Origin of the sequence: Sphingobacterium sp. BN32 (assembly GCF_030503615.1) — a bacterium.
In the GTDB taxonomy this organism is placed as follows: Bacteria; Bacteroidota; Bacteroidia; order Sphingobacteriales; family Sphingobacteriaceae; genus Sphingobacterium.
Window position 1 is genome coordinate 452,952 of record NZ_CP129963.1, and the last position, 23,257, is coordinate 476,208.

The window sequence follows — 23,257 nt, forward strand, 5'->3', positions numbered from 1 at the left end:
TTAGAAATACGGAATCTTATATATAGCTTAAATGGAAAGCAATAAAAAATATTGGAAAGGTTTAGAAGAGTTAAATCAGACTCCAGCTTTTGTAGAAGGAAGCAAAGGGGAGTTTGCTGAGCCTATTCCCGTAGAAGATGTGTTAAATGAAGCAGGTTTAAGTACAAAAACTCCACGTCGTGACTTTTTGAAGGCATTGGGCTTTGGGTTAGGTGCTGTAACTTTAGCGGCATGTAACCGTACGCCGATTCATAAGGCTGTACCTTATGTAATCAAGCCGGAGGAGGTTACTCCAGGTATCCCTAACTTTTACGCATCATCCTTCAATGGTCAGAGTGTAATCGTTAGAACTCGCGAGGGACGTCCAATCTCTTTAGAGGCTAATAAAAATTCAGTTGGCTTAAATCAAGGTACTGACGCGCAAACTGCAGCTTCTGTACTTGAATTATATGATATGTCCAAACTACAAAATCCGCAAATTGGCGGTAAGGATGTAGAATGGTCTCAGTTGGATAAAGCTGTTGTTGATGCTTTGAACAAAGCGCAAGGTGCTGGTAAGCAAATTACCATTGTTGCTAACACAGTAAATAGTCCTTCGACATTAGCTGCTATCGCTGCTTTAGCTGCGAAATACCCTTCAACTAACTTAGTTCAGGTTGATGCTGTTTCTTACAGCGGTATTATCGAAGCAAATAGAACAGCATTTGGTAAAGCAGTTATTCCTTCATACCACTTTGATAAAGCACAGGTTGTTGTTTCGGTAGCAGCTGACTTTTTAGGATCGTGGGTAGCAGGAGAAGAGCACACACAAGATTATATTAAAAACCGTGACCATAAATCGTTGAAAGGCGGAAAAATGTCACGTCATATTCAATTCGAATCAGGTCTATCGATGACAGGTTCGAATGCTGATGCGCGTGTTGCGATTAAGCCATCGGAAGAAGGCGCTGTTTTAATTTCGTTGTACAACGAGATTACAGGACAGTCTGTCTCTGGTGGTACAAATAATGCGAAAGCAAAAAAAGTAATTACTTTAGCTGCGAAAGAATTAGTTGCTGCTAGAGGTGCTGCTTTAGTTGTTGCGGGATCAAATGATACTAACGTTCAATTGTTAGTAAATGCGATCAACTCGGCATTAGGCGCATACGGAGCGATTATCGATTTAGATAATTACTCAAAACAATATCAAGGTTCGGATGCTGCTTTCCAACAGTTCTTAACTGCTGCTAAAGCGGGTCAAGTTGGTGTTGCTTTCTTCTTAAATAGCAACCCAGTTTATGATTATTTCAAAGTTGATGATGTAAAGGCTGCGATCGCGAAAATCGATTATTCGGTATCTTTCGCGGATAGAGCAGACGAGACAGCATCGGAGCTGAAGGCAATTGCTCCTAACTGTACTTTCTTAGAAGCATGGGGTGACTCATCTGCGAAAGAAGGTTTATTTACGATCGTTCAACCTACCATCAATCCTGTATTTAACACACGTCAAGCAGAACAGTCATTGTTAGTTTGGGCTGGTGTTAATAAGCCAATCCACGATTTCGTGAAAGAGTACTGGGAAGCTAATATCTTAGCAGGTACAGGAAAAACATGGAAAGACGTTTTACAACAAGGTTTCGTATTTAAAGGAACTACGACAGGATCATCATACAGCGCTGCTGTAGATGCAAATGCTGTAGCTGCGGCAATTGCGAACGATAGCAAACGCATCGCTGGTGGAGTAGAATTGAAATTATATGAGTCTACTACATTAAGAGACGGACGTTATGCAAATAACGCATACTTACAAGAGTTGCCAGATCCAGTTTCGAAAGTAACTTGGGATAACTATGCAGCTATCAACCCTCAGGATGCTGAAGAACTAGGTGTTAAAGAAACAGGAAAAGTGACTGTTGAAGCTAATGGTTACAAAGTAGATTTACCTGTTGTATTGCAACCTGGTCAAGCTAAAGGCACAGTTTCTATTGCTGTAGGTTATGGTCGTACGAAAGTTGGTAAAGCGGGTAATAACGTAGGTGTGAATGCTTATCCTTTCGCAAGTTTAGTGAATGGTACAGTTCAATTTACAGCTAAAGCTACTGTTTCTAAAGCATCAGGAATCTACGAATTAGCACAAACGCAAACTCACCACACGATCGAAGGTCGTAATATCATTCGCGAAACTTCATTCGCTAAATACTTAAAAGATCCAAACTCAGAATCAGGCCGTTTTGCCGATACGCACCAAACTTATGACTTATGGAACAAGTTTGAGCAACCAGGTCACCGTTGGGTGATGGCAATCGACTTGAACGCTTGTACAGGTTGTGGGTCATGTATCGTAGCATGTAACGTTGAAAACAACATTCCAGTTGTTGGTCGTGACGAGGTTCGCCGTCGTCGTGAGATGCACTGGTTGCGTATTGACCGTTACTACACGATCAACAGTGGTGAAGCGAAGCTTACAAAAGAGAAAGAAATTGCGAAAGCAGACGGTTTGGATTACGAAGATGTAACTGTTGTTCATCAACCGATGTTGTGTCAACACTGTGAGCATGCTCCATGTGAGACTGTATGTCCGGTACTAGCGACTGTTCACTCTTCAGAAGGTCTTAACCATATGGCTTACAACCGTTGTTTCGGTACTCGTTACTGTGCAAACAACTGTCCATATAAAGTACGTCGTTTTAACTGGTTTAACTACTGGAATGATTCACGCTTTGACAACTACTTGAATAATGAATTTACACAATTAGTATTGAATCCAGATGTAACGACACGTTCTCGTGGGGTTATGGAGAAATGTTCAATGTGTATCCAACGTATTCAAGCTGGTAAATTGAAAGCTAAGATCGAAAATCGTAAAGTTAAGGACGGAGATATTCAAATGGCTTGTCAAGCAGCATGTTCGGCAAATGCGATTATCTTTGGAGATGCTAACGATCCAGAATCAGAAGTTTCAAAAGCACTACGTAACGAGCGTGTTTATTACGTACTAGAAGAAATCAACGTGCAACCAAATATTGGTTACATGACTAAGGTAAGAAACACATTTGAAGCGTAATTTATTCAATACTGAAATAAAATAACTATGTCATCGCATAACGAATCAATATTAAGAGAACCATTAGTAACCGGCAAGAATATCACGTATGCAAAAGTTACAGATGATATCTTGCTACCGGTTGAAAATAAACCGAACAAAGCTTGGTGGATTGGCTTTACAGTAGCTGTCCTTGGAGCAATGTTATGGGTAGTAAGTGTTGGATACACTTTCTGGACAGGTATCGGCGCCTGGGGTTTGAACAAAACCGTAGGTTGGGCTTGGGATATCACCGACTTCGTATGGTGGGTGGGTATTGGTCACGCCGGAACCCTGATTTCCGCAGTACTATTACTTTTCCGTCAAAACTGGCGTAACTCCATTAACCGCTCGGCAGAGGCGATGACAATCTTTGCCGTGATCTGTGCCGCAACTTACGTTGTTGCTCACATGGGACGCCCTTGGTTAGCATACTGGATTTTCCCATTGCCAAACCAATTCGGATCTTTATGGGTAAACTTTAACTCACCATTGGTATGGGACGCATTTGCGATCTCTACATACTTCACAGTTTCCTTAGTGTTCTGGTACTGTGGTTTATTACCGGATATCGCGTCAGTTCGTGACCGTGCTTCTGGTTTAAAACGTAGAATTTATTCAATCCTTTCTTTTGGATGGAATGGTTCAGTAAAGACATGGCAGCGTTTTGAGATCGTTTCATTGATCTTAGCTGGTATCTCTACACCTCTTGTACTTTCAGTACACACCATCGTATCCATGGACTTTGCAACTTCGGTAATTCCAGGATGGCACACCACGATCTTCCCTCCATACTTCGTTGCTGGAGCGATTTTCTCAGGTTTCGCGATGGTACAAACTTTATTGTTAATCCTTCGTAAGGTAATGAACTTTGAGGACTACATCACGATGTTCCACATTGAAGCGATGAATAAAATCATCATGACAACAGGATCTATCGTAGGTATTGCATACTTAACAGAGTTATTTATTGCATGGTACTCAGGTTCTGAATATGAAATGTATGCATTCGCAAACCGTGTTGCTGGTCCTTATGCTTGGGCTTACTGGGCGATGATGACTTGTAACGTGATTTCACCACAATTATTCTGGTTCAAGAAAATCAGAACAAGTATTCCAATCTCTTGGGTATTATCTATTGTGGTAAACATCGGTATGTGGTTTGAGCGTTTCGTAATTATCGTTACTTCCTTACACCGTGACTACCTTCCATCATCATGGGCAATGTTCTACCCAACTTGGGTTGATGTGGGTATTTTCGTAGGATCAATTGGTTTATTCTTCACTTTATTCTTGTTGTTCCTTCGTTTCTTACCAGGTATTGCTATCGCAGAGGTTAAGTTGTTGTTGAAGAGCGCGAGTTTACAACAGAAAACTAAACTTGTTCAAGAAGGTGCATTCCCTGAGGATCAAGTTGAGTTCTTCAGAAACTCTTTGGAGAAATACGATACAGTTACAGAAGAGGATATTAAAGAATTACGTAAAAAATAGTAGCAATGAGCAATACAAAATATATACTAGGTAGTTTTGCGGATCCTGATGAAATGATGCACGGGATTGACAAGTTGCAAGCAAATAACATTAGCATTTATGATTGTTTTACACCAATGCCGATTCACGGTATTGAAGCTAAATTAGGCGTAAAACCATCACGTTTACCGATTGCTGCATTTTTATTCGGTGCAACAGGTACAATTTTAGGTTTCAGTTTATTGTTTTACACAATGGCTTACGACTGGCCGATGAACATTGGTGGTAAACCATCATTGCCATTGCCAAACTTTGTTCCGGTTACATTTGAGGTTACAATCTTAATCTGTGCGCTAGGAATGGTTGCTACATTCTTCTATCGCAATCACTTATTCCCAGGACGTGCTCCACGTGTGATGGATCTTCGTGCAACGGATGACAGATTTATTATTGCAGTTGATGCTCGTGAAAATACTGATCATGCGTTGATCGATAGTCTATTGAAAGAAGCAGGAGCAGTAGAAGTTAAATACAATGAAAGAAAATATGTTAGCTATGAATAAGAAGAATTTTCTTGGAACTGTATGTGTTGCTGCTGCTTTAGCTGCAGTAGTTTCTGCCTGCGGAGATGGTACGACACGCAGTACAGGCTTAGAATTCTCGAGAAATATGTATGATCCAATTGCATTCAATCCGGATCAGCCAAATGATAATTTTAAAAATAAGCAGACAGCGCAATTACCTCCGGCGAGTACTACGCCAATAGGTTTCGAGCGTTTTGATTATCCGAATACAGTTGAAGGGTATGAGTTAGCTGGAGCAGAGGTTAAAAACCCTTTGTTAGTTACTCAAGCGCATTTAGCTGAAGGGGAGACCTTGTTTTTAACTTACTGTGCTGTTTGTCATGGTAAGGATGGAGCAGGAGATGGCCCTATTACTAAAGATAGATCAGTTACTGATTCTAGAGGTACTAGAGCGTTAGAGAATTTCCCTCCGCCGCCATCATACCATCAGTCTGCTGGAGTTCCATCTTCAAGAGGTGGCAAAATGTCAGAATTAACGGACGGTAAGATTTACCACACCATTACTTATGGTTATAACTCAATGGGAGCACATGCTTCACAATTGACACCAGAAGAGCGTTGGAAAGTGGTTATGTACGTTCATGAATTACAAAAAAAATAATTAACATCGATATTATAAATGGGAACTCACAATCATCATCACGATTATAATTTCAGCGAGCAATTTCAATTCGCCGGCATCGCTAAGGTGTTGAGCTTGGTTGCGATCGTTGTAGGAATTGCCGCAATTGCACTTGGCTTACTTTCCAGTGACCACATCATGGTTGAGCGTACATATGCCAATTTATTATTGATGGGCTATTATTTTACGTGTGTATGTGCAGCCGGAGCATTCTTCGTTGCATTGCAATTAGTAACTCAATCAGGCTGGTCTGCTGGATTAATTCGTATCCCTCAGGCAATGGCTAGTATTTTACCTATCGCTTCAATCCTATTATTAGTGATTGTAGCTTTGGGACTAACTACACATAACCTTTATCATCACTGGCATGCAGATGGATTAACAGATCCTAGCAGCCCTAACTATGATAAGTTAGTTGCCGGTAAAGCAGCTTTCTTGAATGTTCCTGGATTTTTGATCCGTCAGATCATCTTCATGGGAAGCTACAGTATTTTCGCCTTCATCTTAGCTAAACTTTCATACAACGAAGATTTACAAGGTGGGTTAAATTCTTACAAAAAAGGATTTAAGTTATCGGCTATCTTCTTAGTAATTTTCGGTTTCACTACACCAATTTGGTCTTTTGACACGATCATGTCTTTAGAGGCTCACTGGTTCTCGACCATGTTCGGTTGGTATAATTTCGCAGCAATGTGGGTAAGTGGAATCGCTGCTATCGTTATCATCCTTGTTTTGGTTAAGAAGGCAGGTTACATGGCATGGGTTAATGAAAATCACTTACACGATTTAGGTAAGTTAATGTTCGGTTTCTCTATCTTTTGGTGTTACGTTTGGTTTGCTCAGTTCATGTTGATTTGGTATTCGAATATTCCTGAAGAGACAGTTTATTTCTATAAACGTTGGGAACCTGAGTACAAACCTTGGTTTTGGTTGAGCATTATTATTAACTTTGTGGCGCCATTATTATTATTGGTGGATAGAGATGCTAAGCGTAAAGGTAATGTGATGTTGTTCGTAGCGATCATGTTGTTATGTGGTCACTGGTTAGATTACTACATTATGATTATGCCTGGTACAGTTGAATCACACAGAGGATTTGGTTTTGTAGAGATTGGTACTGCTATTGGATTTGTTGGATTGTTTACTTTCTTAGTGATGTCTAAATTGAGTAAGCATGCATTAGCTCCGAAGCATCATCCGCTTCTTGATGAAAGTTTACATCATCAGATTTAATAAAAGATAAAGTTGGGATAACGTTCAAACGTCTTATAAAAAAATGAAGTTTACATTAAATAACAGATTCAAGTCCTTAATTGGAGGTTTATTAGCGATCAACTTGATGTTGGCTACGCCTCTATTTGCTTCCATTCAGGACACGGCTACCGTTGCTACACAAACTGAGCAAGCAGCTGTAGCTGCTCCGGCAGACTCTGCGGCAACTGCAGTTGTAGATTCGGCGGCAGCTCCGGCGGCGACTGATTCAACGACTGTAGCAGCAGCATCTAGTTCTTCATCGTCTAGCTCTGCGGCAGCAGCTCCACAAGAAGAAAAGAAAATTGATCCACAGGTTTACAAAAACTTGTTGTATTATGTTTTCATTTTATTAATTGCCTGTGCGGTTGTAGGGGTAGTTTTTAAAGTACTTTCCATTTATTCATTGACAAAGAAGGTTAATGGTAAATACAATCCATTAGCAAACAATACTTTACAAGCGGTTTTACTGTTTGTTTTCCTGATCGCCTTTTTAGCATTTACCTATTACTCATATGCAGTATGGGGAAGCTGGGCATGGAGAGAGGCAGTAACGGAACACGGTAAGGATATTGATAGAATGTTCATTATTACGACAGTTATTATTACGATCGTTTTAGTGTTAGTTCACATCTTATTATTGACATTCAGCTTAATCTATAGGATGCGTGCGAAACGTACGGCGTATTACTATCCGCACAATGATGCTATCGAAAGATTATGGACAATTGTTCCTGCTGTTGTTTTAACCATCTTAGTATTATTCGGTTTCTTCACTTGGAGATCAATTACGAATATTCCTGAGGATCTTAAGAAATCAGCTTTACAAGTTGAGGTTTTAGGAGAGCAATTCCAATGGACAGTTCGTTATCCAGGTAATGACGGTGTAATTGGTAAACGTAATTATAAATTGACGACTCCAACGAACTCTTATGGTATTGATTTCAATGATAAAAGTTCTTGGGATGATGTTAAAGGTGATGAAATCGTAATTCCGGTAAATAAGCCTGTTCGTTTCCACATCTTGTCAAAAGATATCATTCACTCTTTCTATATTCCTGATTTCCGTGTACAAATTAATGCGGTTCCAGGTATGACGAATTACTTCCAATTTACTCCAACGGTAACTACAGAAGAGATGCGTGATCGTCAGAATGATCCAGCTTACGACTATTATATGTTGTGTGCTAAGATCTGTGGAAGTAGCCATTATAACATGAAGAAAAAGGTTATCGTGGTTTCTGAAGCAGAATATAAAGAATGGTTAAGCAAACAAGCTAAGTTCTTTACAGAAGATCTTCAAAAAGAATTCGCACAAAAAGAAGACAATACAATTAAGGAGAGCCGTATTGCAGCTTCATTAAATTAATAGAACAGAGAGAATTTATATTAGAATATGTCAACTACAGTTATATCGCACGACGCAGCTCATCACGGTCATGATCACCATCATGAGACGTTCTTGACGAAGTATGTCTTCAGTCAGGATCACAAGATGATTGCAAAGCAATTTTTGATCACAGGTATTGTGATGGCAGTATTTGCCATGCTTTTGTCGATCTTATTCCGTATTCAACTTGCATGGCCAGACGCTGAATTCCCTATCTTGGAGGTTTTCTTAGGCAAATGGGCTGAAGGTGGTCGTATTAGACCCGACTTCTTCCTTTCCTTGGTTACTATCCACGGTACGATGATGGTATTCTTCGTATTAACGGCAGGTTTGTCGGGTACATTCAGTAACTTATTAATCCCTTACCAATTAGGGGCACGTGATATGGCATCGCCATTAATGAACATGCTTTCTTATTGGTTCTTCTTTGTTGCCTGTGTGATCATGGTAGCTTCTTTCTTCGTTGAAAGTGGTCCAGCATCTGCAGGATGGACAATTTATCCGCCACTATCTGCTGTTCCTACAGCGATCCCTGGTTCTGGATTGGGTATGACCTTATGGTTAATCAGTATGACCTTATTCATTGCATCTCAGGTATTAGGTGGTGTAAACTACATCAGTACGGTATTAAACATGCGTACAAAAGGAATGGAATTATGGAAAATGCCTTTAACGATTTGGGCGTTCTTCTTAACTGCAATCGTAGGTTTATTATCATTCCCAGTATTAGTATCTGCAGTAGTATTATTATTCTTTGACCGTTCGGTTGGTACTTCATTCTATTTATCAGACTTAGTAGTTGGTGGTAACATTCTTCCTAACGAAGGTGGTTCTCCAATCTTATTCCAACACTTATTCTGGTTCTTAGGTCACCCAGAAGTATATATCGTTGTTATGCCTGCATTAGGTTTAACATCAGAAGTAATTTCTACAAACTCACGTAAACCTATCTTCGGTTACCACGCGATGGTTTACTCTTTAGTAGGTATTACTGTATTGTCATTTATCGTATGGGGTCACCACATGTTCGTTACGGGTATGAGTCCTTTCTTAGGAGGGGTATTCATGATCACGACGTTGATTATTGCGGTTCCTTCGGCGGTAAAAGCATTTAACTATATCGCTACGCTATGGCGTGGTAATATCCGTTTTACTCCAGCGATGATGTTTGCTATCGGTATGGTATCATTCTTCGTATCTGGTGGTTTAACAGGTTTATACTTAGGTAATGCTGCCTTAGACATCAACTTACACGACACTTACTTCGTTGTTGCTCACTTCCACTTGGTAATGGGTTCTGCATCGATCTTCGGTATGTTGTGTGGTGTTTACCATTGGTATCCAAAAATGTTCGGTCGTATGATGGACGAGCGTTTGGGTTATTTCCACTTCTGGTTAACATTCATTGGTGCTTACTTAGTATTCTTCCCGATGCACTTTATGGGTATCGACGGTGTTCCTCGTCGTTACTACGCTTTCACTGAGTTCCCTTTCATGGAGAAATGGGTATCAGTTAATATTTTGGTTACTTGGGCTGCGATTGTTTCGGCTGTCGGTCAGATCGCTTTCTTGTGGAACTTCTTCTCATCAATCTGGTGTGGAAAACGTGCTCCTCAGAACCCTTGGAATGCAAACACATTAGAATGGACGACACCTGTAGAACATATCCACGGAAACTGGCCAGGAGAAATCCCTACAGTATACCGTTGGCCGTATGACTACAGTAAGCCAGGTCATGACGCTGACTTTATTCCTCAGAACGTTCCACATTCTCAAACGATGAGTTCTAACTTGATCCACGATTGGGAAGGTAATGAAGAAGGAATTGCTGCTCAGCGTGCTTATGACAAAGAGCATAACAGAGAAACAGAAGGGTAGGGTAAAACCTACCTCTCTTTTATACGATAAAATTTTGTAAAGGGAGGGATATTGATGTTCCCATCAGCTGAGAGGCGTTTTATTCGCACAACAAAGATCACAATCTTCGTTCTTTTTTTAGTGATTACAGCAGGCGGAATTGTTCGGAGTACAGGTTCAGGAATGGGCTGTCCGGACTGGCCGAAGTGTTTTAACCGCATTATTCCACCTACAGATATTTCTCAATTGCCTTCAGGTTATGAGCAACATTATGTAGAGGGACGCGTTAAGAAGAACACACGTTTTGCCAATATGATTGAGTTCTTTGGTTACAAGGATTTAGCAGATCAAATTCGTCATGATGAAACTATTCTTCAACATGAGGAGTTCAATCCTGTGAAGACTTGGACAGAATACATCAATCGACTGACAGGCGTTGTTGCGGGATTTTGTTTGTTGTTTTCAGCTATCTTTTCTTTTACCTATTGGAAAAAGAAAAAGTCCATCACAGTATGGAGCGTTCTTAATCTTATTGTCGTTGTTATACAAGCTTGGTTAGGCTCTATAGTAGTTTCTACTAACCTTACTCCTTGGGTAATTACGGTGCATATGTTGCTCGCTATTGTTATTGTTTGTATAAGTATTCATACTTATTTCCTTGCAGTGACGCTACGTGATAAGTCTCTTCTGCACGCTAATTCCCGAGACCGAAGTATTTTTATTCTCTCGGTTGTTTCCATCATTCTTCTGGTAGTTCAGGTTGTTTATGGAACGGAAGTAAGAGAAGCCATTGACCATTTAAACGCACAGCAAATACAACGTGATTCATGGATCGAATCGATAGGTGCTAACTATCATATTCACCGTGTGCTGGCTTACGTTACACTTGCCATTACGGCGTATTTGTTTTTCAAAACTAGATCCGTATATGTGAAAGCGACTCAGCAATATCGTTTTGCGCTGATTGCCTTTGCGTTGGTTTGTATACAAATGTTAACAGGAATTATTTTAGCAAGGTTTCATGTTCCTGCCGTTGCACAGACTGTGCATCTCGTAGTAGCGACGTTGTTCTTCGGAGCACAATATTATTTAATGCTACTCGTGAGTAAGCCAAAGCAAGATGCTATAAGCAATACCACGGTTTAGGATTTATTTTGATTATGAAGGAATTTATTTCGGATTTTAACAAACTTGTTAAGTTAAGGCTTACTTTAACTGTAGTCTTTTCAGCATCGATTTCTTTTTTGATTGGTGCAACACAACAAGGAGATATAATCTGGTTTAATTGGGCATTGCTAACTGTTGGAGGTTTTCTGGTAACTGGTGCTGCGAATGGGTTCAATGAAATCATTGAGAAAGATTTAGATAAATTGATGGAGCGCACAATGGATCGACCGTTGCCTGCTGGAAGAATGACTACAGGGCAAGCGTTGGTTTTGAGTGTGTTTATGGGAATTGCTGGTACATTGGTATTGGTGAATTTAAACTTCATCGCTGGACTGATCTCCGTTTTTTCGATTTTCTTATACGCATTTGTTTATACGCCATTAAAGCAGAAATCACCAATTGCGGTTTGGGTTGGAGCGATTCCAGGCGCATTGCCACCACTGATCGGATATTATGCCGCTTTCGAATCCTCAGGATTTGGTTTAGCATATGCCGCAGTTAGTGAGAAAGCAGTCGTTATCACACCGCTAGTTTTATTTGCTATTCAGTTTTTTTGGCAGTTTCCGCATTTTTGGGCAATTGCTTGGGTAGCAGATGACGATTATAAGCGCGCAGGCTTTAGATTGTTGCCAACAACGAGAAAAGATAAAGGATCCGCATGGATGATCTTTATTTCTGCAGCATTAATGATCCCGGTAGGCTTCTTGCCGATGTACTTCGGTTTCGGAGGATGGGTCTTTACGATAGTGTCATTAATTGGCGCATTGATGTTCACCTGGTATGGTCTCCAACATCTTAAAAAAATGGAAATTAGTACCGCTAAGCGAATTATGTTTACATCGTTTGCTTATTTACCGATCACACAATTGGTCTTATTACTAGATTTTAAACCTTTTTAAGTTTAAATGGAATTGAATTTAACGATGGATAATCAGAGTTTGTTAAGTGAAGAAGCAGTTAAGTCAAGAAAAGCCAAAAAGTTTAACTTATGGCTTGGAATGATTGGCATGTTTATGATGTTTGCAGCTCTTTCCAGCGGTTTTATAGTTTACACGGCGAGTGGAGTGGATAAAGGAATTAAAACAATTCTCCCTTACGCGTTTATCTATAGTACTGCGGCTATTGTGCTTAGTAGTTTAACTATGCACCTAGCATATAACGCAGTGAAAGCACAAAACTTCGCAAAGCAAAAGCTATTCTTAGGAATTACGATTGCATTAGGGGTAGTTTTCTTTTTCTTACAAGTAGACGCATGGTCCGCTTTAACAGAAAGAAACATCACTTTTGTGAATTCAAATGCTTCACAATCGTTTATTTATGTGTTTACAGGGTTACACCTGGCGCACATTATTGCTGGAATATTGGTATTGGTGAGATGTCTTTTTGGTGTGCTAAAAAACATCCCTTATATCAACAATCTATTCCGGATGGAAATTGCCTCGATTTTCTGGCATTTTCTAGATCTATTATGGATATATATTTATGTTTTCTTACTTTTGAATCAATAACACTAAACAATGAGTACAACAGTATCGCAATTGGATAAGGTAAAAGAGGGCCCTTGGAGCGGAGGTAAATCTCCATGGAATTTGGAGTATGGAAAAATCATGATGTGGTTTTTCTTAGTATCGGATGCATTTACATTTTCTGCATTCCTAATCTATTATGGTGCTCAAAAGTTCGCTCAACCTACTTGGATTGATGCAGATAAGATCTTCCAATCTATCCCAGGAATCGCTGAATCAGGTCAACCTTTAGTATTCGTAGGTATCATGACCTTTATCTTGATTATGTCTTCTGTGACGATGGTATTAGCTGTAGAAGCTGGACACCGTAATTCTAAACATGAAGTCGTAAAATGGATGTTATGGACTATCTTAGGTGGTTTGTGTTTCATCGGCTGTCAAGCTATTGAGTGGTCGCACTTACACCATCAAGGTTTTTGGTTCGGTCGTAACCCAGCAACAGGCTTAACAGATCCTGACGCAATTGTCAATGCATTACAGCCTTATTTCACCAAAGAGATATCTTACACCGCTGCATTGCAATTCTCTAACTTGTTCTTTACGATCACTGGTTTCCACGGATTCCACGTATCGATTGGTATCTTGTTAAATATCATCGTATTGTCGATGACATTAAACAATACTTTCGAAAGAAGAGGATCTTACTTAATGGTAGAGAAAGTTGGTCTTTACTGGCACTTTGTAGACTTAGTTTGGGTATTCGTATTTACCTTCTTCTACTTAATCTAATTTTTTGGTCTAATATTAATAACAAAGATATAATGAGTAATCACGATCATATTGCTGCACACGATGCGCACGGACATGAAGAGGGAATGGATAAAAAACGTATCTGGTCCGTATTCTTTATCTTATTAGCATTAACTGCGTTAGAATTCTTAATCGCATTAGGTTTTGTACATCACTGGGGGATTCTTCAAAAAGGAACTTTAGTAAATGTGATTTACATTGCATTAACATTAGTAAAAGCATTTTATATTGTTGCTTTCTTCATGCACTTGAAATTTGAGAAGTCCGGATTTATAGTTTGCTGTAGCATAGTGTTTTTATTTATTGTGTATTTCATCATCTTGCTTCTTACAGAAGGTGATTTCTTACACGGTGCAATGACTCACCAACCTATTTTCCCTCATAAATAAGAAAGCTTGTAATGAGTAAAAGTACTCGTTCTAAGAACATATCAAAATTAATAATCCTGGCACTTGTACTATTTGTGCCAGGATTTTTATATATACTGGTTAATAATATGGGCTCGAATGAGTACGTAAGATTACCGGTGTTTGGTGAAAAAAGCCTCTCTGGCAAAATGAACCGAGTGATGGGACGTGAAATTCCCGACACTGTTTTTCACCAAGTCAAACCACTGAATTTATTGGACTTGAATGGCAATGATGTTCCCTTTCTTCAATCGGACACCATCATCTCTGTCGCCCATCTATTCTATTCTCGTGATTCGGCACTTTCGAAACAGTTGATTCACGACTTGAGCAGTATCGCTGAGCGTTTCAAAAACAATCCTAAAGTTCGCCTTTACTCTATTAGTGTAGACCCGCGCGACACGAAGGATGATTTAGAACGTGTTATTGCGCCATATAAAAAAATTGCCAACCCGAACTGGTTCGTCGTATTCAAGCCAAAGGAAGATATCCTGAGCTATGCACGTGAGCAATTGCTGATCGAAGGGATGATCAATCCGAGCGATAGCAGCAGTTATGTCATTGGGAGTAATTTTGTTCTTTTGGATTCAAAGCGTCGTATCCGTGGTATCTATGATATCAGTTTAAAAACAGAGACTGCTCGTTTGGAAGATGAAATTAAAGTTCAGTTGGTTGAAGAAATCAGAAATAACCCCCTTAAAGTAGAAAGGAAGTAATATGGCAATGACCGAAGAAGAAAAAAAATATAAGGGAATTATCTGGACGCTGTCCATTATTATTCCTTTAGCTGTTGCAGCGTTGTTTGGTGTTAATTTAAAGCGTATGGGTTTCGATGTGGAGCCTTTAGGGTTCTTGCCTCCAATCTACGCAACCATTAACGGTATCACCGCAGTGTTTTTAGTCATTGCAGTTGCTGCCATCAAACGTGGGAATGCAAAACTTCACGAAAATTTAATCAAACTATGTATGGTTTGTTCGGCACTGTTCTTAGTGATGTATGTCGCCTATCATATGACTTCGGAGTCGACGAAATTTCTTGGCGAAGGAGCTATTCGCTATGTATATTATTTCATTCTGATTACACACATCGTTTTGTCGGTAATTATTATCCCATTCGTATTGTTTACCTTTGTGAGAGGTATAGCTGGGGCCTATGAACGCCATAAAAAGCTTGCCCGCATTACATATCCAATGTGGTTATATGTTGCTGTAACTGGTGTTATTGTCTATTTGATGATTTCACCGTATTATACACATTAAGAAAGGGGACCCTTATGAAGAAGGTTTGGATTTATCAAGCTGATCGTTTCTTTACGCAGCCAGAGCTGGAAACTGCACAGGCACAATTAAGAGACTTTGTAGCAGAATGGACTGCCCACGGTAGTCAATTGGCAGGAAATGCGGAAATAAAGCATAATCTTTTTATCATCCTGACGGTAGATGAAGAATTGGCACAGGCGACAGGCTGTTCGATCGACAAGTCTGTTCATATGCTTAAAAAGCTGGAGGCTGATCTTCAAATCGATCTTTTCAACCGCATGTTAATGGCATATCGCGATGTCGATGGCAATATTCAACTGGTTTCGCGCGATGTATTTGATGCCCTTTATAAGGAAGGTGTAATCAACGAAGATACAATTGTCTATAACAATTTAATTCAATCTGCCGATGAGCTGACAACAAAATGGGAGGTCCCGTTTAAAGATAGTTGGCATGCTACAGTTTTTAAGAAATAAAAAGAAAGCCTCTCCATTGGAGAGGCTTTCTTTTTCTATTTTTTATCGACGCTCAATCGTCCCGGCCCCATGATCGCAAAAGCAACATAAACCGCTAAGAATTCAATGGCATGTGATGCGCCAGAAAGGCCATCTCCCTTGCTCAGATGCATAATAGCAGCGATCAGCATCGTAAATGCTAACAGTGAAGAAGCAGGACGAGTCCAAAGTCCTAAAATCAATAAAAATGAACCTACAGTTTCTGTAAATCCGGCAGAAAAACCCCATACCGTAGGTAGAAAGTTAATCCCAATTGCTTGCATAGATTGACCTATCTTCGTCCATCCCTCAACACCCCCCATTAGTTTTGGAATCCCGTGAAATGCAATCATCGTTGTACCGATAACTACCCGGATAATTAATAAGCCAATGTCAGTTTTTGAATTACGCATGTTTTTACTCGTTTAATGATAAAATGTGAATCCAATATACTGATTTTTTGCAGCTAATACTGCTGGGGTGTATTAGAATAGTACATTTTGACGTATCTTTGTACGATACATAGCAGTATAATTTTTTAATCTTAATCAGCTGTTTACATTGGATATTTTTAATAAACAACGCTATACCATTACCTCGGCATTACCTTATGCTAATGGTCCATTACATATTGGCCACCTTGCAGGAGCCTACATTCCCGGAGATATTTTCGTTCGTTTCCTACGTTTAAACAATAAGGATGTTGTTTATGTCTGCGGTTCTGACGAGCACGGGGCGGCGATTACCATCAAAGCAAAAAAAGAAGGCGTAACTCCGCAGCAGATTATCGATAAGTACAATCAGCAGATTAAAGAGAGTTTTGAAGAATTCGGAATCTCTTTCAATATCTATCACCGTACATCGGAGCCAATTCACCATGAGCTTTCACAAGAGTTCTTTTTGAACCTTTATGAAAAAGGAGAGTTTATTGAGCGTTTCTCAGAGCAATACTACGATGAAGAATATCATCAATTCTTAGCCGATCGCTATATTGTAGGAACTTGTCCTCATTGTGGAAATGACGGCGCCTACGGCGACCAATGCGAGAAATGCGGTACTTCGCTTAATCCAACAGATTTAATTAATCCTAAGTCGACTTTGAGCGGTAAAACACCGATTCTAAAGGCAACTAAACACTGGTATTTGCCTTTAGACAAATATCAACCTTGGTTAGAGAAATGGTTAATCGAAGGCAAGAAAAATGTGTTGAAGTCGAATGTATTTGGTCAATGTCAATCTTGGTTGAAATCCGGCTTACAGCCACGTTCGATGACCCGCGATTTGGATTGGGGCGTTGATGTTCCGTTGGAAGAAGCAGAAGGCAAGAAACTTTACGTTTGGCTAGATGCTCCAATTGGCTATATCTCCGCAACCAAGCAATGGGCAATCGATGAAGGTAAAAACTGGGAGCTATACTGGAAAAAGCAAGCTAATCCAGCAGATGAATCGACTTTGATCCACTTTATCGGTAAAGACAATATCGTTTTCCACTGTATTATTTTCCCTGCCATCTTACATGCGCATGGGGAATACATATTGCCAGAGAATGTACCGGCAAACGAGTTCTTGAACCTAGAAGGCGATAAGCTTTCTACCTCTCGTAATCATGCCGTTTGGTTGCATGAATATTTGCAGGAATTCCCAGGAAAGCAAGATGAGCTTCGTTATATGTTGACTTCTATTCTTCCAGAAACTTCAGATAGTGAATTCACATGGAAAGACTTCCAGGCACGTGTGAATAACGAGCTAGTTGCAATCTTTGGAAACTTCGTGAACCGTGTCATGGTTCTTTCGCATAAATATTTCGACGGACAAGTTTTGATGGGATCTCCATTAACTGCTGCCGATGAAGAAGTATTGAAAGAATTGGCGACTTTCCCTGACTTGATCAAACAATCCCTTTCGCAATACCGCTTCCGCGAAGCATTAGCACAGTTTATGAATGCGGCGCGTTTAGGAAATAAATATTTAGCGGATGAAGAACCATGGAAAGTAATTAAAACTGCTGAAGAACGCGTTAAGACAGTGTTATTTGTCGCAGGACAGATCGTGGCCAACCTGGCTGTATTAGGACAACCTTTCTTGCCATTCACCAGTGCGAAGATTTTTGAAATGTTGAATCTTCCACAAAGCGACTGGGATACTGCAGGAAAAGCAAATCTACTGTCGTCCGGACATAAATTAGACGAAACACAGTTGTTGTTTGAGAAAATCACCGATGAGCAAGTGGAGTTCCAGTTGAATAAACTAGCACAAGCGAAGGCATCAAATGCGTTAGCAGCACCAAAAGCAGCTCAAAAAGCAAATGTCTCTTTTGACGACTTCGTAAAGATGGATATCCGTGTCGGCCGAATTTTGACTGCTGAAAAAGTAGCGAAAACAAAGAAATTGCTGAAATTAACCATCGATACAGGTATCGACAAACGTACTGTCGTATCAGGAATCGCAGAATTCTTCCAACCGGAAGAAATTGTCGGCAAACAAGTGTCTATTCTTGTGAACTTGGAGCCTAGAGAAATCAAAGGAATTCAGTCACAAGGAATGATCTTGATGGCAGAAGACGCAGACGGTCGTTTAGACTTTGTAAATCCAACATCAGAAATATCAGTAGGAAGCGGAATCCGTTAGAAATCCACTCTGCTGCGACATAAAAAATGGCAGTCCAAACGGACTGCCTTTTTTATGTCGCAGCAGAGTGGATAGTATTTAGTAGTTAGTACTTAGTAGTTAGACCTATGGCGGCTATTATACTAGACAATTAGATGTTAGACCTCAGATATTAGACCCGATCCTGCCAATCCTTTTATCCTTCCTTTCTTGGTTCAGAAATAGTATTTAGTAGTTAGTACTTAGTAGTTAGACCCGATCCCGCCAATCCTTAAATCCTTCCTTTCTTGTTTCATAAATAGTATTTAGTAGTTAGTACTTAGTAGTTAGACCCGATCCTGCCAATCCTTAAATCCTTCCTTTCCTGGTTCAGACAAATGCAATGCCGCCATAGGTCTTTATACTAACTACTAACTACTAACTACTACAACGTTAAATTTTGTTAATTGAATCTGCCCAAGACACGAAAGGCATAGCAATTGCGTTTATGTATTAAAGCAAAAGTAAAAGAGTAAAAATTTCATAATTTAGGTTAATAATTGGTTTGGTAAAAATCCTGAGGTTCCCCGCCTCAGGATTTTTTTATGTTATTAACCTTCTTTCGAAAGGCTTTTATCAATCGCTAGGAAGATCAGGAAGAAGATAGCCGAAGGCACTACCCAACCTAATTCGTATGCGAAAAACGGTATCTTATCCAGGATTGCTAATGTGGAGTCATTCAGCATTCCTAAGTATTTCAAAAGATTGAACGCTGCGATAATGGTGGAAGCTATTAAAGCTCCTACGTAGGGCAGTTTATGTTTAACAAATGGCCCGAAAAATACGGTATAGAGTACTAACGTAATCACGATAGGATATACGAAGATCAATACCGGATAGGCAAATGAAATAATATTGTCTACGCCTGTGATGGATAGCAAGCAGGATAAGACACAACAAGTCGTCACGAGAACTTTATAGGACAGTTTGTTGTTGGTCAGTTGTGAGAAGAATGTCCCAACCGCAGATGTCAGTGCAATGGCTGTCGTTAGACAAGCCAATGCGATACTTAATGCAATCGCAATCATGCCATAATGGCCTAAAACGGACTTGGATATATGAATCAAGAGTTCCGAACGCTTCATGTTCAGATCGGTTATTCCAGAGGTCGCGCCTAATTGTATAAGCCCACCATAGATTAGGAAGAGGCAGATTGCAGCCAATAGGCCAGCAGCAATAACCACCTGGTTTTTAGATTTTACGCTATTATATCCCTTCGTTCTTGCAGCAGCGATGATAATGCCTGCAAAAATTACTGAAGCCAGCACATCTAAAGTTTGGTAGCCTTCAGTGAATCCTAACGTAAATGACTCGCCTGTATTTAAAGACTGAACATTATAGTCTGCAATCGGCGAAAATACGCCAATGGCAATAAGCCCCAGCAAGAGCACCAGCAATACCGGTGTAAGGATATTTCCAATGATATCTACCACTTTCGAAGGTTTGATTGTTAATACCCAGGTCACGGCGAAAAATATGATAGACGTCCAGATAGGACTACTATTCGGAAACGAAGGCAATACACCGACTTCATACGTCGTTGCGGCCGTTCGTGGAATGGCAATCATCGGACCAATACAAAGCATAATAACACTCCCTAAAATAGGGGCTATTCCTTTGTTTATCCTGTTTCCTAAATCGTTGAACGTATCGCCAGAATTGACGATGGACAGGATTCCGAAAAAGGGTAGTAAAATGCCGGTTAATCCGAAGGCGAGTATGGTTATCCAAACGTGGTTTCCCACTTGTAGGCCGATAAATAGGGGTAATAAAAGATTGCCAGCTCCAAAAAACATGGCAAATAAAGCAAATCCGATGGTAATGATATCTCCGGTCTTTTTCAAAATAGGGGTTTAAGTAAAAAATAAATCAACTAATTGTCTCGCTTCCTTCACGTCATGTACCCGCAGCAGCTGAACGCCACGCTCGAGCAGGAGCGTATTTAAGGCAGTTGTACCCGTTAAAACTTGATCCGCTGTGGTATTCAGTTTTTTGTAAATCATAGATTTTCGCGAAACTCCGCCTAAGATAGGTAATCCAAAGTAATGAAGCTCATCAACGCGTAATAATAGTTCGTAATTCTGAGAAATGGTCTTTGCAAATCCATATCCAGGATCCAGAATAATGTCTTTAAGGCCTAGAGCACGGAGTGTAGCAATGCGCTCGCCAAGGAAATAGGCAACCTCATTCACAACGTCTGCATAATCTGTCAGGCTTTGCATCGTCTGAGGTGTTCCGCGCATATGCATCAGGATATACGGCACCTGCAGTCGAGCAACAGTTTCAAACATAGCCTCATCCAGCGTGCCGCCAGAAACATCATTGATGATATGGGCGCCCGCTTGAATGCAGGCTTCCGCTACGTCCGCACGGAAGGTGTCGATGGAAAGAATGGCTTCGGGGTATTTTGAAGCAATAGCCTCAATGATCGGAACAGCACGTTGTATTTCTTCAGTAGCGTCAATAGCTTTCGCTCCGGGACGCGTAGAATAGGCGCCAATATCAATAATATCGGCACCCTCATCCAATATTTGCTGCGCCCGGATCAAGGCTGCCTCGACCTGTATGTACTTTCCGCCATCATAAAAACTATCGGGCGTAAGATTCAGTATCCCCATAATTTTTGGACGATCGAAAGTCATTAAACGACCCTTGAGGTTGATGCTTTGAGCAGGAGAGGTATGGAAAATCGGCATATAGATCAGGCAAATAATGAAATAAGTGAATTCAATAAATCGCGCTTTTATAGGTATAATTGCGTAGGAGCCCTTTTGTTAAAGGGCTCCTACGATGTATTTAGAACAACTTGTTAATTGCTCATTTAGCAAATGATAAAACTGGACTCAATTATTCGAGCAGTTTATTTTACAACAAGAACGCCGTCTGCCACCACAGAGATGTCTTGTTTTGGCTTATTGATCTTGGCAATCTCTTCTTTGCTTTTTCCCATGTCTTCAGCATAGTGTTTTTGCCATTCAACAGTTGTTTCTTTTACCTTAGCTTTTCCTTCGATAACTACCGTTTTTCCGATCAAATCTTCAGGAACAAAGTATGCGTAGTCTGTGAAACGAACCATAATTGGATCTTGATCACCTTCTCTTTTCAACGTCAGAAAACATCCTTTCTTCTTACATACCTGTACCACTTGACCTTCGATCTTACCGTCGAATGTTTTGCTTTTTGCTAAGTTAGACTCCAACTTCTTCACAGAAACTGCGCCGCTTTTGTCGATTTTCTTACCATAGTTTACTCCAACTTTAGCAGGTTGGATTTTGCTTTGCGCATGGCTCATGCCAATGAACGCGAAAACACAAACTAGCAATGTAATTAACTTTTTCATATCTATTTTCGAATAAATTCAAACTTCCCGCTGGCATCAATCTTCATAATCGTAGAAGCCTGATGTTTGCTCATATCCATTTGACCATACTGTACAACGTAGTCAACCCCATCTTTGATCTCTTCAGAAATCTCCGAAAAGTTTTGCGCAGTCGCCTCGCCCGAGATATTCGCAGAGGTAGAAACGATTGGTTTTCTAAAACGTTGAATCAGCTCCTCGCAAAAGGTATGCTGAACCACCCGAATACCGATACTGCCGTCTTCAGCAACAACATTGGGCGCTAAGTTCTTCGCCTTGTTATAAATAATGGTCAATGGTTTGTCCGCAACTTCAATCAATTGATAAGCGACTTCTGGTACCTCCTGCACATAAGCCTCGAGCTGATAATCATTCCCTAAAAGAACAATCATACTCTTTCCTTTATCGCGACCTTTCAATGCGAAGATCTTCTCAACGGCTTCTGGATTCGTCGCATCGCAGCCTATACCCCAGATCGTATCAGTTGGATATAAGATGAGTCCGCCAGCCTTTAAAGTTTCTAAGGCTTGCTTCATATCATCTTTGTCGTACGGAATTCTCATTTCTTATACTCCAAATCTATTAAACTGCTACGTTGTGATCACGTAGTGCATCGTTTAACGATGTTTTCTTATCTGTTGACTCTTTACGCTGTCCGATGATCAATGCGCAAGGAACTTGATATTCGCCTGCTGGGAATTTCTTCGTATAAGAACCTGGGATGACAACCGAACGCGCCGGAACATAGCCTTTATATTCTTTCGGCTCCGGTCCAGAAACGTCGATAATTTTTGTTGATGCAGTCAACACAACGTTTGCTCCTAATACAGCTTCCTCCTCAACACGAACACCTTCGACAACAATGGCTCTGGAACCAACAAAAACGTTGTCTTCAATGATAACCGGTGCTGCTTGCACAGGTTCTAAAACACCACCAATACCAACACCGCCGCTTAAGTGTACATTCTTACCAATCTGCGCACAAGAACCTACAGTAGCCCAAGTGTCAACCATCGTTCCTTCACCGACATATGCACCAATATTAACATAGGAAGGCATCATGATTACTCCTTTAGACAAGTAAGCTCCATAACGAGCAGAAGCACCAGGAACAACGCGCACACCGAGTTCTTTGTAGTTAGTTTTTAACTTCATTTTATCGTGATACACAAAAGGCTCATTTTTGATAACCTCCATATTGCGAATCGGGAAGTATAAAATAACGGCTTTCTTGATCCAATCATTAACGAACCAAGTTTCGCCCATCGGCTCCGCAACGCGTAGTTCACCTTTATCTAAGTGTTGAATAACAAACTCAACAGCTTCATAATACTCTTTATATTCTAATAATTGTCTATTTTCCCAAGCTTCTTCAACTAGTTTCTTAAGGATTGTGCAGTCGATCATAACGATT

Annotated in this window: 22 protein-coding genes; 16 read left to right on the forward strand and 6 right to left on the reverse strand. The window is 40.2% G+C overall.

Annotated features, from left to right (window positions below):
* The first annotated feature begins 31 nt into the window (after positions 1 to 31).
* From QYC40_RS01955 to QYC40_RS02025, 15 genes are read left to right on the forward strand one after another with little or no spacing between them, the layout of a single operon-like run.
* Positions 32 to 3,043 carry a TAT-variant-translocated molybdopterin oxidoreductase gene (locus QYC40_RS01955; RefSeq protein ID WP_301992100.1) on the forward strand — a complete coding sequence of 1,004 codons (3,012 nt, stop codon included), beginning with the start codon at positions 32 to 34 and terminating at the stop codon, positions 3,041 to 3,043.
* Positions 3,044 to 3,070: 27 nt separating this feature from the next.
* Positions 3,071 to 4,552: an NrfD/PsrC family molybdoenzyme membrane anchor subunit gene (gene nrfD / locus QYC40_RS01960; RefSeq protein WP_149527197.1), complete on the forward strand. Its 1,482-nt coding sequence runs from the start codon at positions 3,071 to 3,073 to the stop codon at positions 4,550 to 4,552.
* A gap of 5 nt (positions 4,553 to 4,557) precedes the next feature.
* On the forward strand, positions 4,558 to 5,094 hold the full coding sequence (locus QYC40_RS01965; protein ID WP_149527196.1) for a DUF3341 domain-containing protein: 537 nt from the start codon (positions 4,558 to 4,560) through the stop codon (positions 5,092 to 5,094).
* Complete coding sequence (locus QYC40_RS01970; RefSeq protein ID WP_301992103.1) at positions 5,066 to 5,716, forward strand: cytochrome c; 651 nt, start codon at positions 5,066 to 5,068, stop codon at positions 5,714 to 5,716. The genes QYC40_RS01965 and QYC40_RS01970 overlap by 29 nt, the downstream gene beginning before the upstream one ends.
* An 18-nt stretch (positions 5,717 to 5,734) precedes the next feature.
* Entirely contained in the window at positions 5,735 to 6,970 is a 1,236-nt protein-coding gene (locus QYC40_RS01975) for a quinol:cytochrome C oxidoreductase (protein WP_149527194.1), read from the forward strand.
* A gap of 43 nt (positions 6,971 to 7,013) precedes the next feature.
* The gene (locus tag QYC40_RS01980; protein WP_301992105.1) at positions 7,014 to 8,357 is read left to right on the forward strand and encodes a cytochrome c oxidase subunit II; all 1,344 of its coding nucleotides are present in this window, start codon (positions 7,014 to 7,016) and stop codon (positions 8,355 to 8,357) included.
* A gap of 27 nt (positions 8,358 to 8,384) precedes the next feature.
* Positions 8,385 to 10,256, forward strand: coding sequence for a cbb3-type cytochrome c oxidase subunit I (locus tag QYC40_RS01985; protein ID WP_301992107.1), 1,872 nt, complete (start codon positions 8,385 to 8,387; stop codon positions 10,254 to 10,256).
* 54 nt (positions 10,257 to 10,310) lie between these two features.
* Positions 10,311 to 11,381, forward strand: coding sequence for a heme A synthase (locus QYC40_RS01990; protein ID WP_301992108.1), 1,071 nt, complete (start codon positions 10,311 to 10,313; stop codon positions 11,379 to 11,381).
* A 14-nt stretch (positions 11,382 to 11,395) separates the two neighbouring features.
* Positions 11,396 to 12,301: a heme o synthase gene (gene cyoE, locus QYC40_RS01995; protein WP_301992109.1), complete on the forward strand. Its 906-nt coding sequence runs from the start codon at positions 11,396 to 11,398 to the stop codon at positions 12,299 to 12,301.
* A 6-nt stretch (positions 12,302 to 12,307) separates the two neighbouring features.
* On the forward strand, positions 12,308 to 12,910 hold the full coding sequence (locus tag QYC40_RS02000) for a cytochrome c oxidase subunit 3 (RefSeq protein ID WP_301992110.1): 603 nt from the start codon (positions 12,308 to 12,310) through the stop codon (positions 12,908 to 12,910).
* Positions 12,911 to 12,919: 9 nt separating this feature from the next.
* The gene (locus QYC40_RS02005; RefSeq protein WP_301992111.1) at positions 12,920 to 13,657 is read left to right on the forward strand and encodes a cytochrome c oxidase subunit 3; all 738 of its coding nucleotides are present in this window, start codon (positions 12,920 to 12,922) and stop codon (positions 13,655 to 13,657) included.
* A gap of 32 nt (positions 13,658 to 13,689) precedes the next feature.
* Entirely contained in the window at positions 13,690 to 14,067 is a 378-nt protein-coding gene (locus tag QYC40_RS02010) for a cytochrome C oxidase subunit IV family protein (protein WP_301992112.1), read from the forward strand.
* Positions 14,068 to 14,078: 11 nt separating this feature from the next.
* On the forward strand, positions 14,079 to 14,801 hold the full coding sequence (locus QYC40_RS02015; protein ID WP_301992113.1) for an SCO family protein: 723 nt from the start codon (positions 14,079 to 14,081) through the stop codon (positions 14,799 to 14,801).
* A gap of 1 nt (position 14,802) precedes the next feature.
* On the forward strand, positions 14,803 to 15,345 hold the full coding sequence (locus QYC40_RS02020; protein ID WP_301992114.1) for a DUF420 domain-containing protein: 543 nt from the start codon (positions 14,803 to 14,805) through the stop codon (positions 15,343 to 15,345).
* Between the two features lie 14 nt (positions 15,346 to 15,359).
* Positions 15,360 to 15,821 carry an ABC transporter ATPase gene (locus QYC40_RS02025; protein ID WP_301992116.1) on the forward strand — a complete coding sequence of 154 codons (462 nt, stop codon included), beginning with the start codon at positions 15,360 to 15,362 and terminating at the stop codon, positions 15,819 to 15,821.
* A gap of 35 nt (positions 15,822 to 15,856) precedes the next feature.
* Here the strand turns inward: QYC40_RS02025 and QYC40_RS02030 are convergent, their stop codons facing one another.
* Positions 15,857 to 16,252, reverse strand: coding sequence for a DoxX family protein (locus tag QYC40_RS02030; protein ID WP_301992118.1), 396 nt, complete (start codon positions 16,250 to 16,252; stop codon positions 15,857 to 15,859).
* 148 nt (positions 16,253 to 16,400) lie between these two features.
* Here QYC40_RS02030 and metG point away from each other — a divergent pair, with 148 nt between their 5' ends.
* The gene (gene metG / locus QYC40_RS02035; RefSeq protein ID WP_301992120.1) at positions 16,401 to 18,467 is read left to right on the forward strand and encodes a methionine--tRNA ligase; all 2,067 of its coding nucleotides are present in this window, start codon (positions 16,401 to 16,403) and stop codon (positions 18,465 to 18,467) included.
* Positions 18,468 to 19,036: 569 nt separating this feature from the next.
* On the opposite strand, the gene brnQ is transcribed toward metG, so the two are convergent.
* From brnQ to QYC40_RS02060, 5 genes are all read right to left on the reverse strand, one after another.
* The gene (gene brnQ / locus QYC40_RS02040) at positions 19,037 to 20,329 is read right to left on the reverse strand and encodes a branched-chain amino acid transport system II carrier protein (RefSeq protein WP_301992121.1); all 1,293 of its coding nucleotides are present in this window, start codon (positions 20,327 to 20,329) and stop codon (positions 19,037 to 19,039) included.
* Between the two features lie 9 nt (positions 20,330 to 20,338).
* Positions 20,339 to 21,181: a dihydropteroate synthase gene (gene folP / locus QYC40_RS02045; RefSeq protein ID WP_301992122.1), complete on the reverse strand. Its 843-nt coding sequence runs from the start codon at positions 21,179 to 21,181 to the stop codon at positions 20,339 to 20,341.
* Positions 21,182 to 21,345: 164 nt separating this feature from the next.
* Positions 21,346 to 21,825, reverse strand: coding sequence for a DUF4920 domain-containing protein (locus QYC40_RS02050; protein ID WP_301992124.1), 480 nt, complete (start codon positions 21,823 to 21,825; stop codon positions 21,346 to 21,348).
* A 2-nt stretch (positions 21,826 to 21,827) separates the two neighbouring features.
* Positions 21,828 to 22,406, reverse strand: a complete 579-nt coding sequence (locus QYC40_RS02055) for an L-threonylcarbamoyladenylate synthase (RefSeq protein ID WP_301992126.1) — start codon at positions 22,404 to 22,406, stop codon at positions 21,828 to 21,830.
* A 19-nt stretch (positions 22,407 to 22,425) separates the two neighbouring features.
* Positions 22,426 to 23,250: a 2,3,4,5-tetrahydropyridine-2,6-dicarboxylate N-succinyltransferase gene (locus tag QYC40_RS02060; RefSeq protein ID WP_187773893.1), complete on the reverse strand. Its 825-nt coding sequence runs from the start codon at positions 23,248 to 23,250 to the stop codon at positions 22,426 to 22,428.
* Between the last annotated feature and the right edge of the window lie 7 nt (positions 23,251 to 23,257).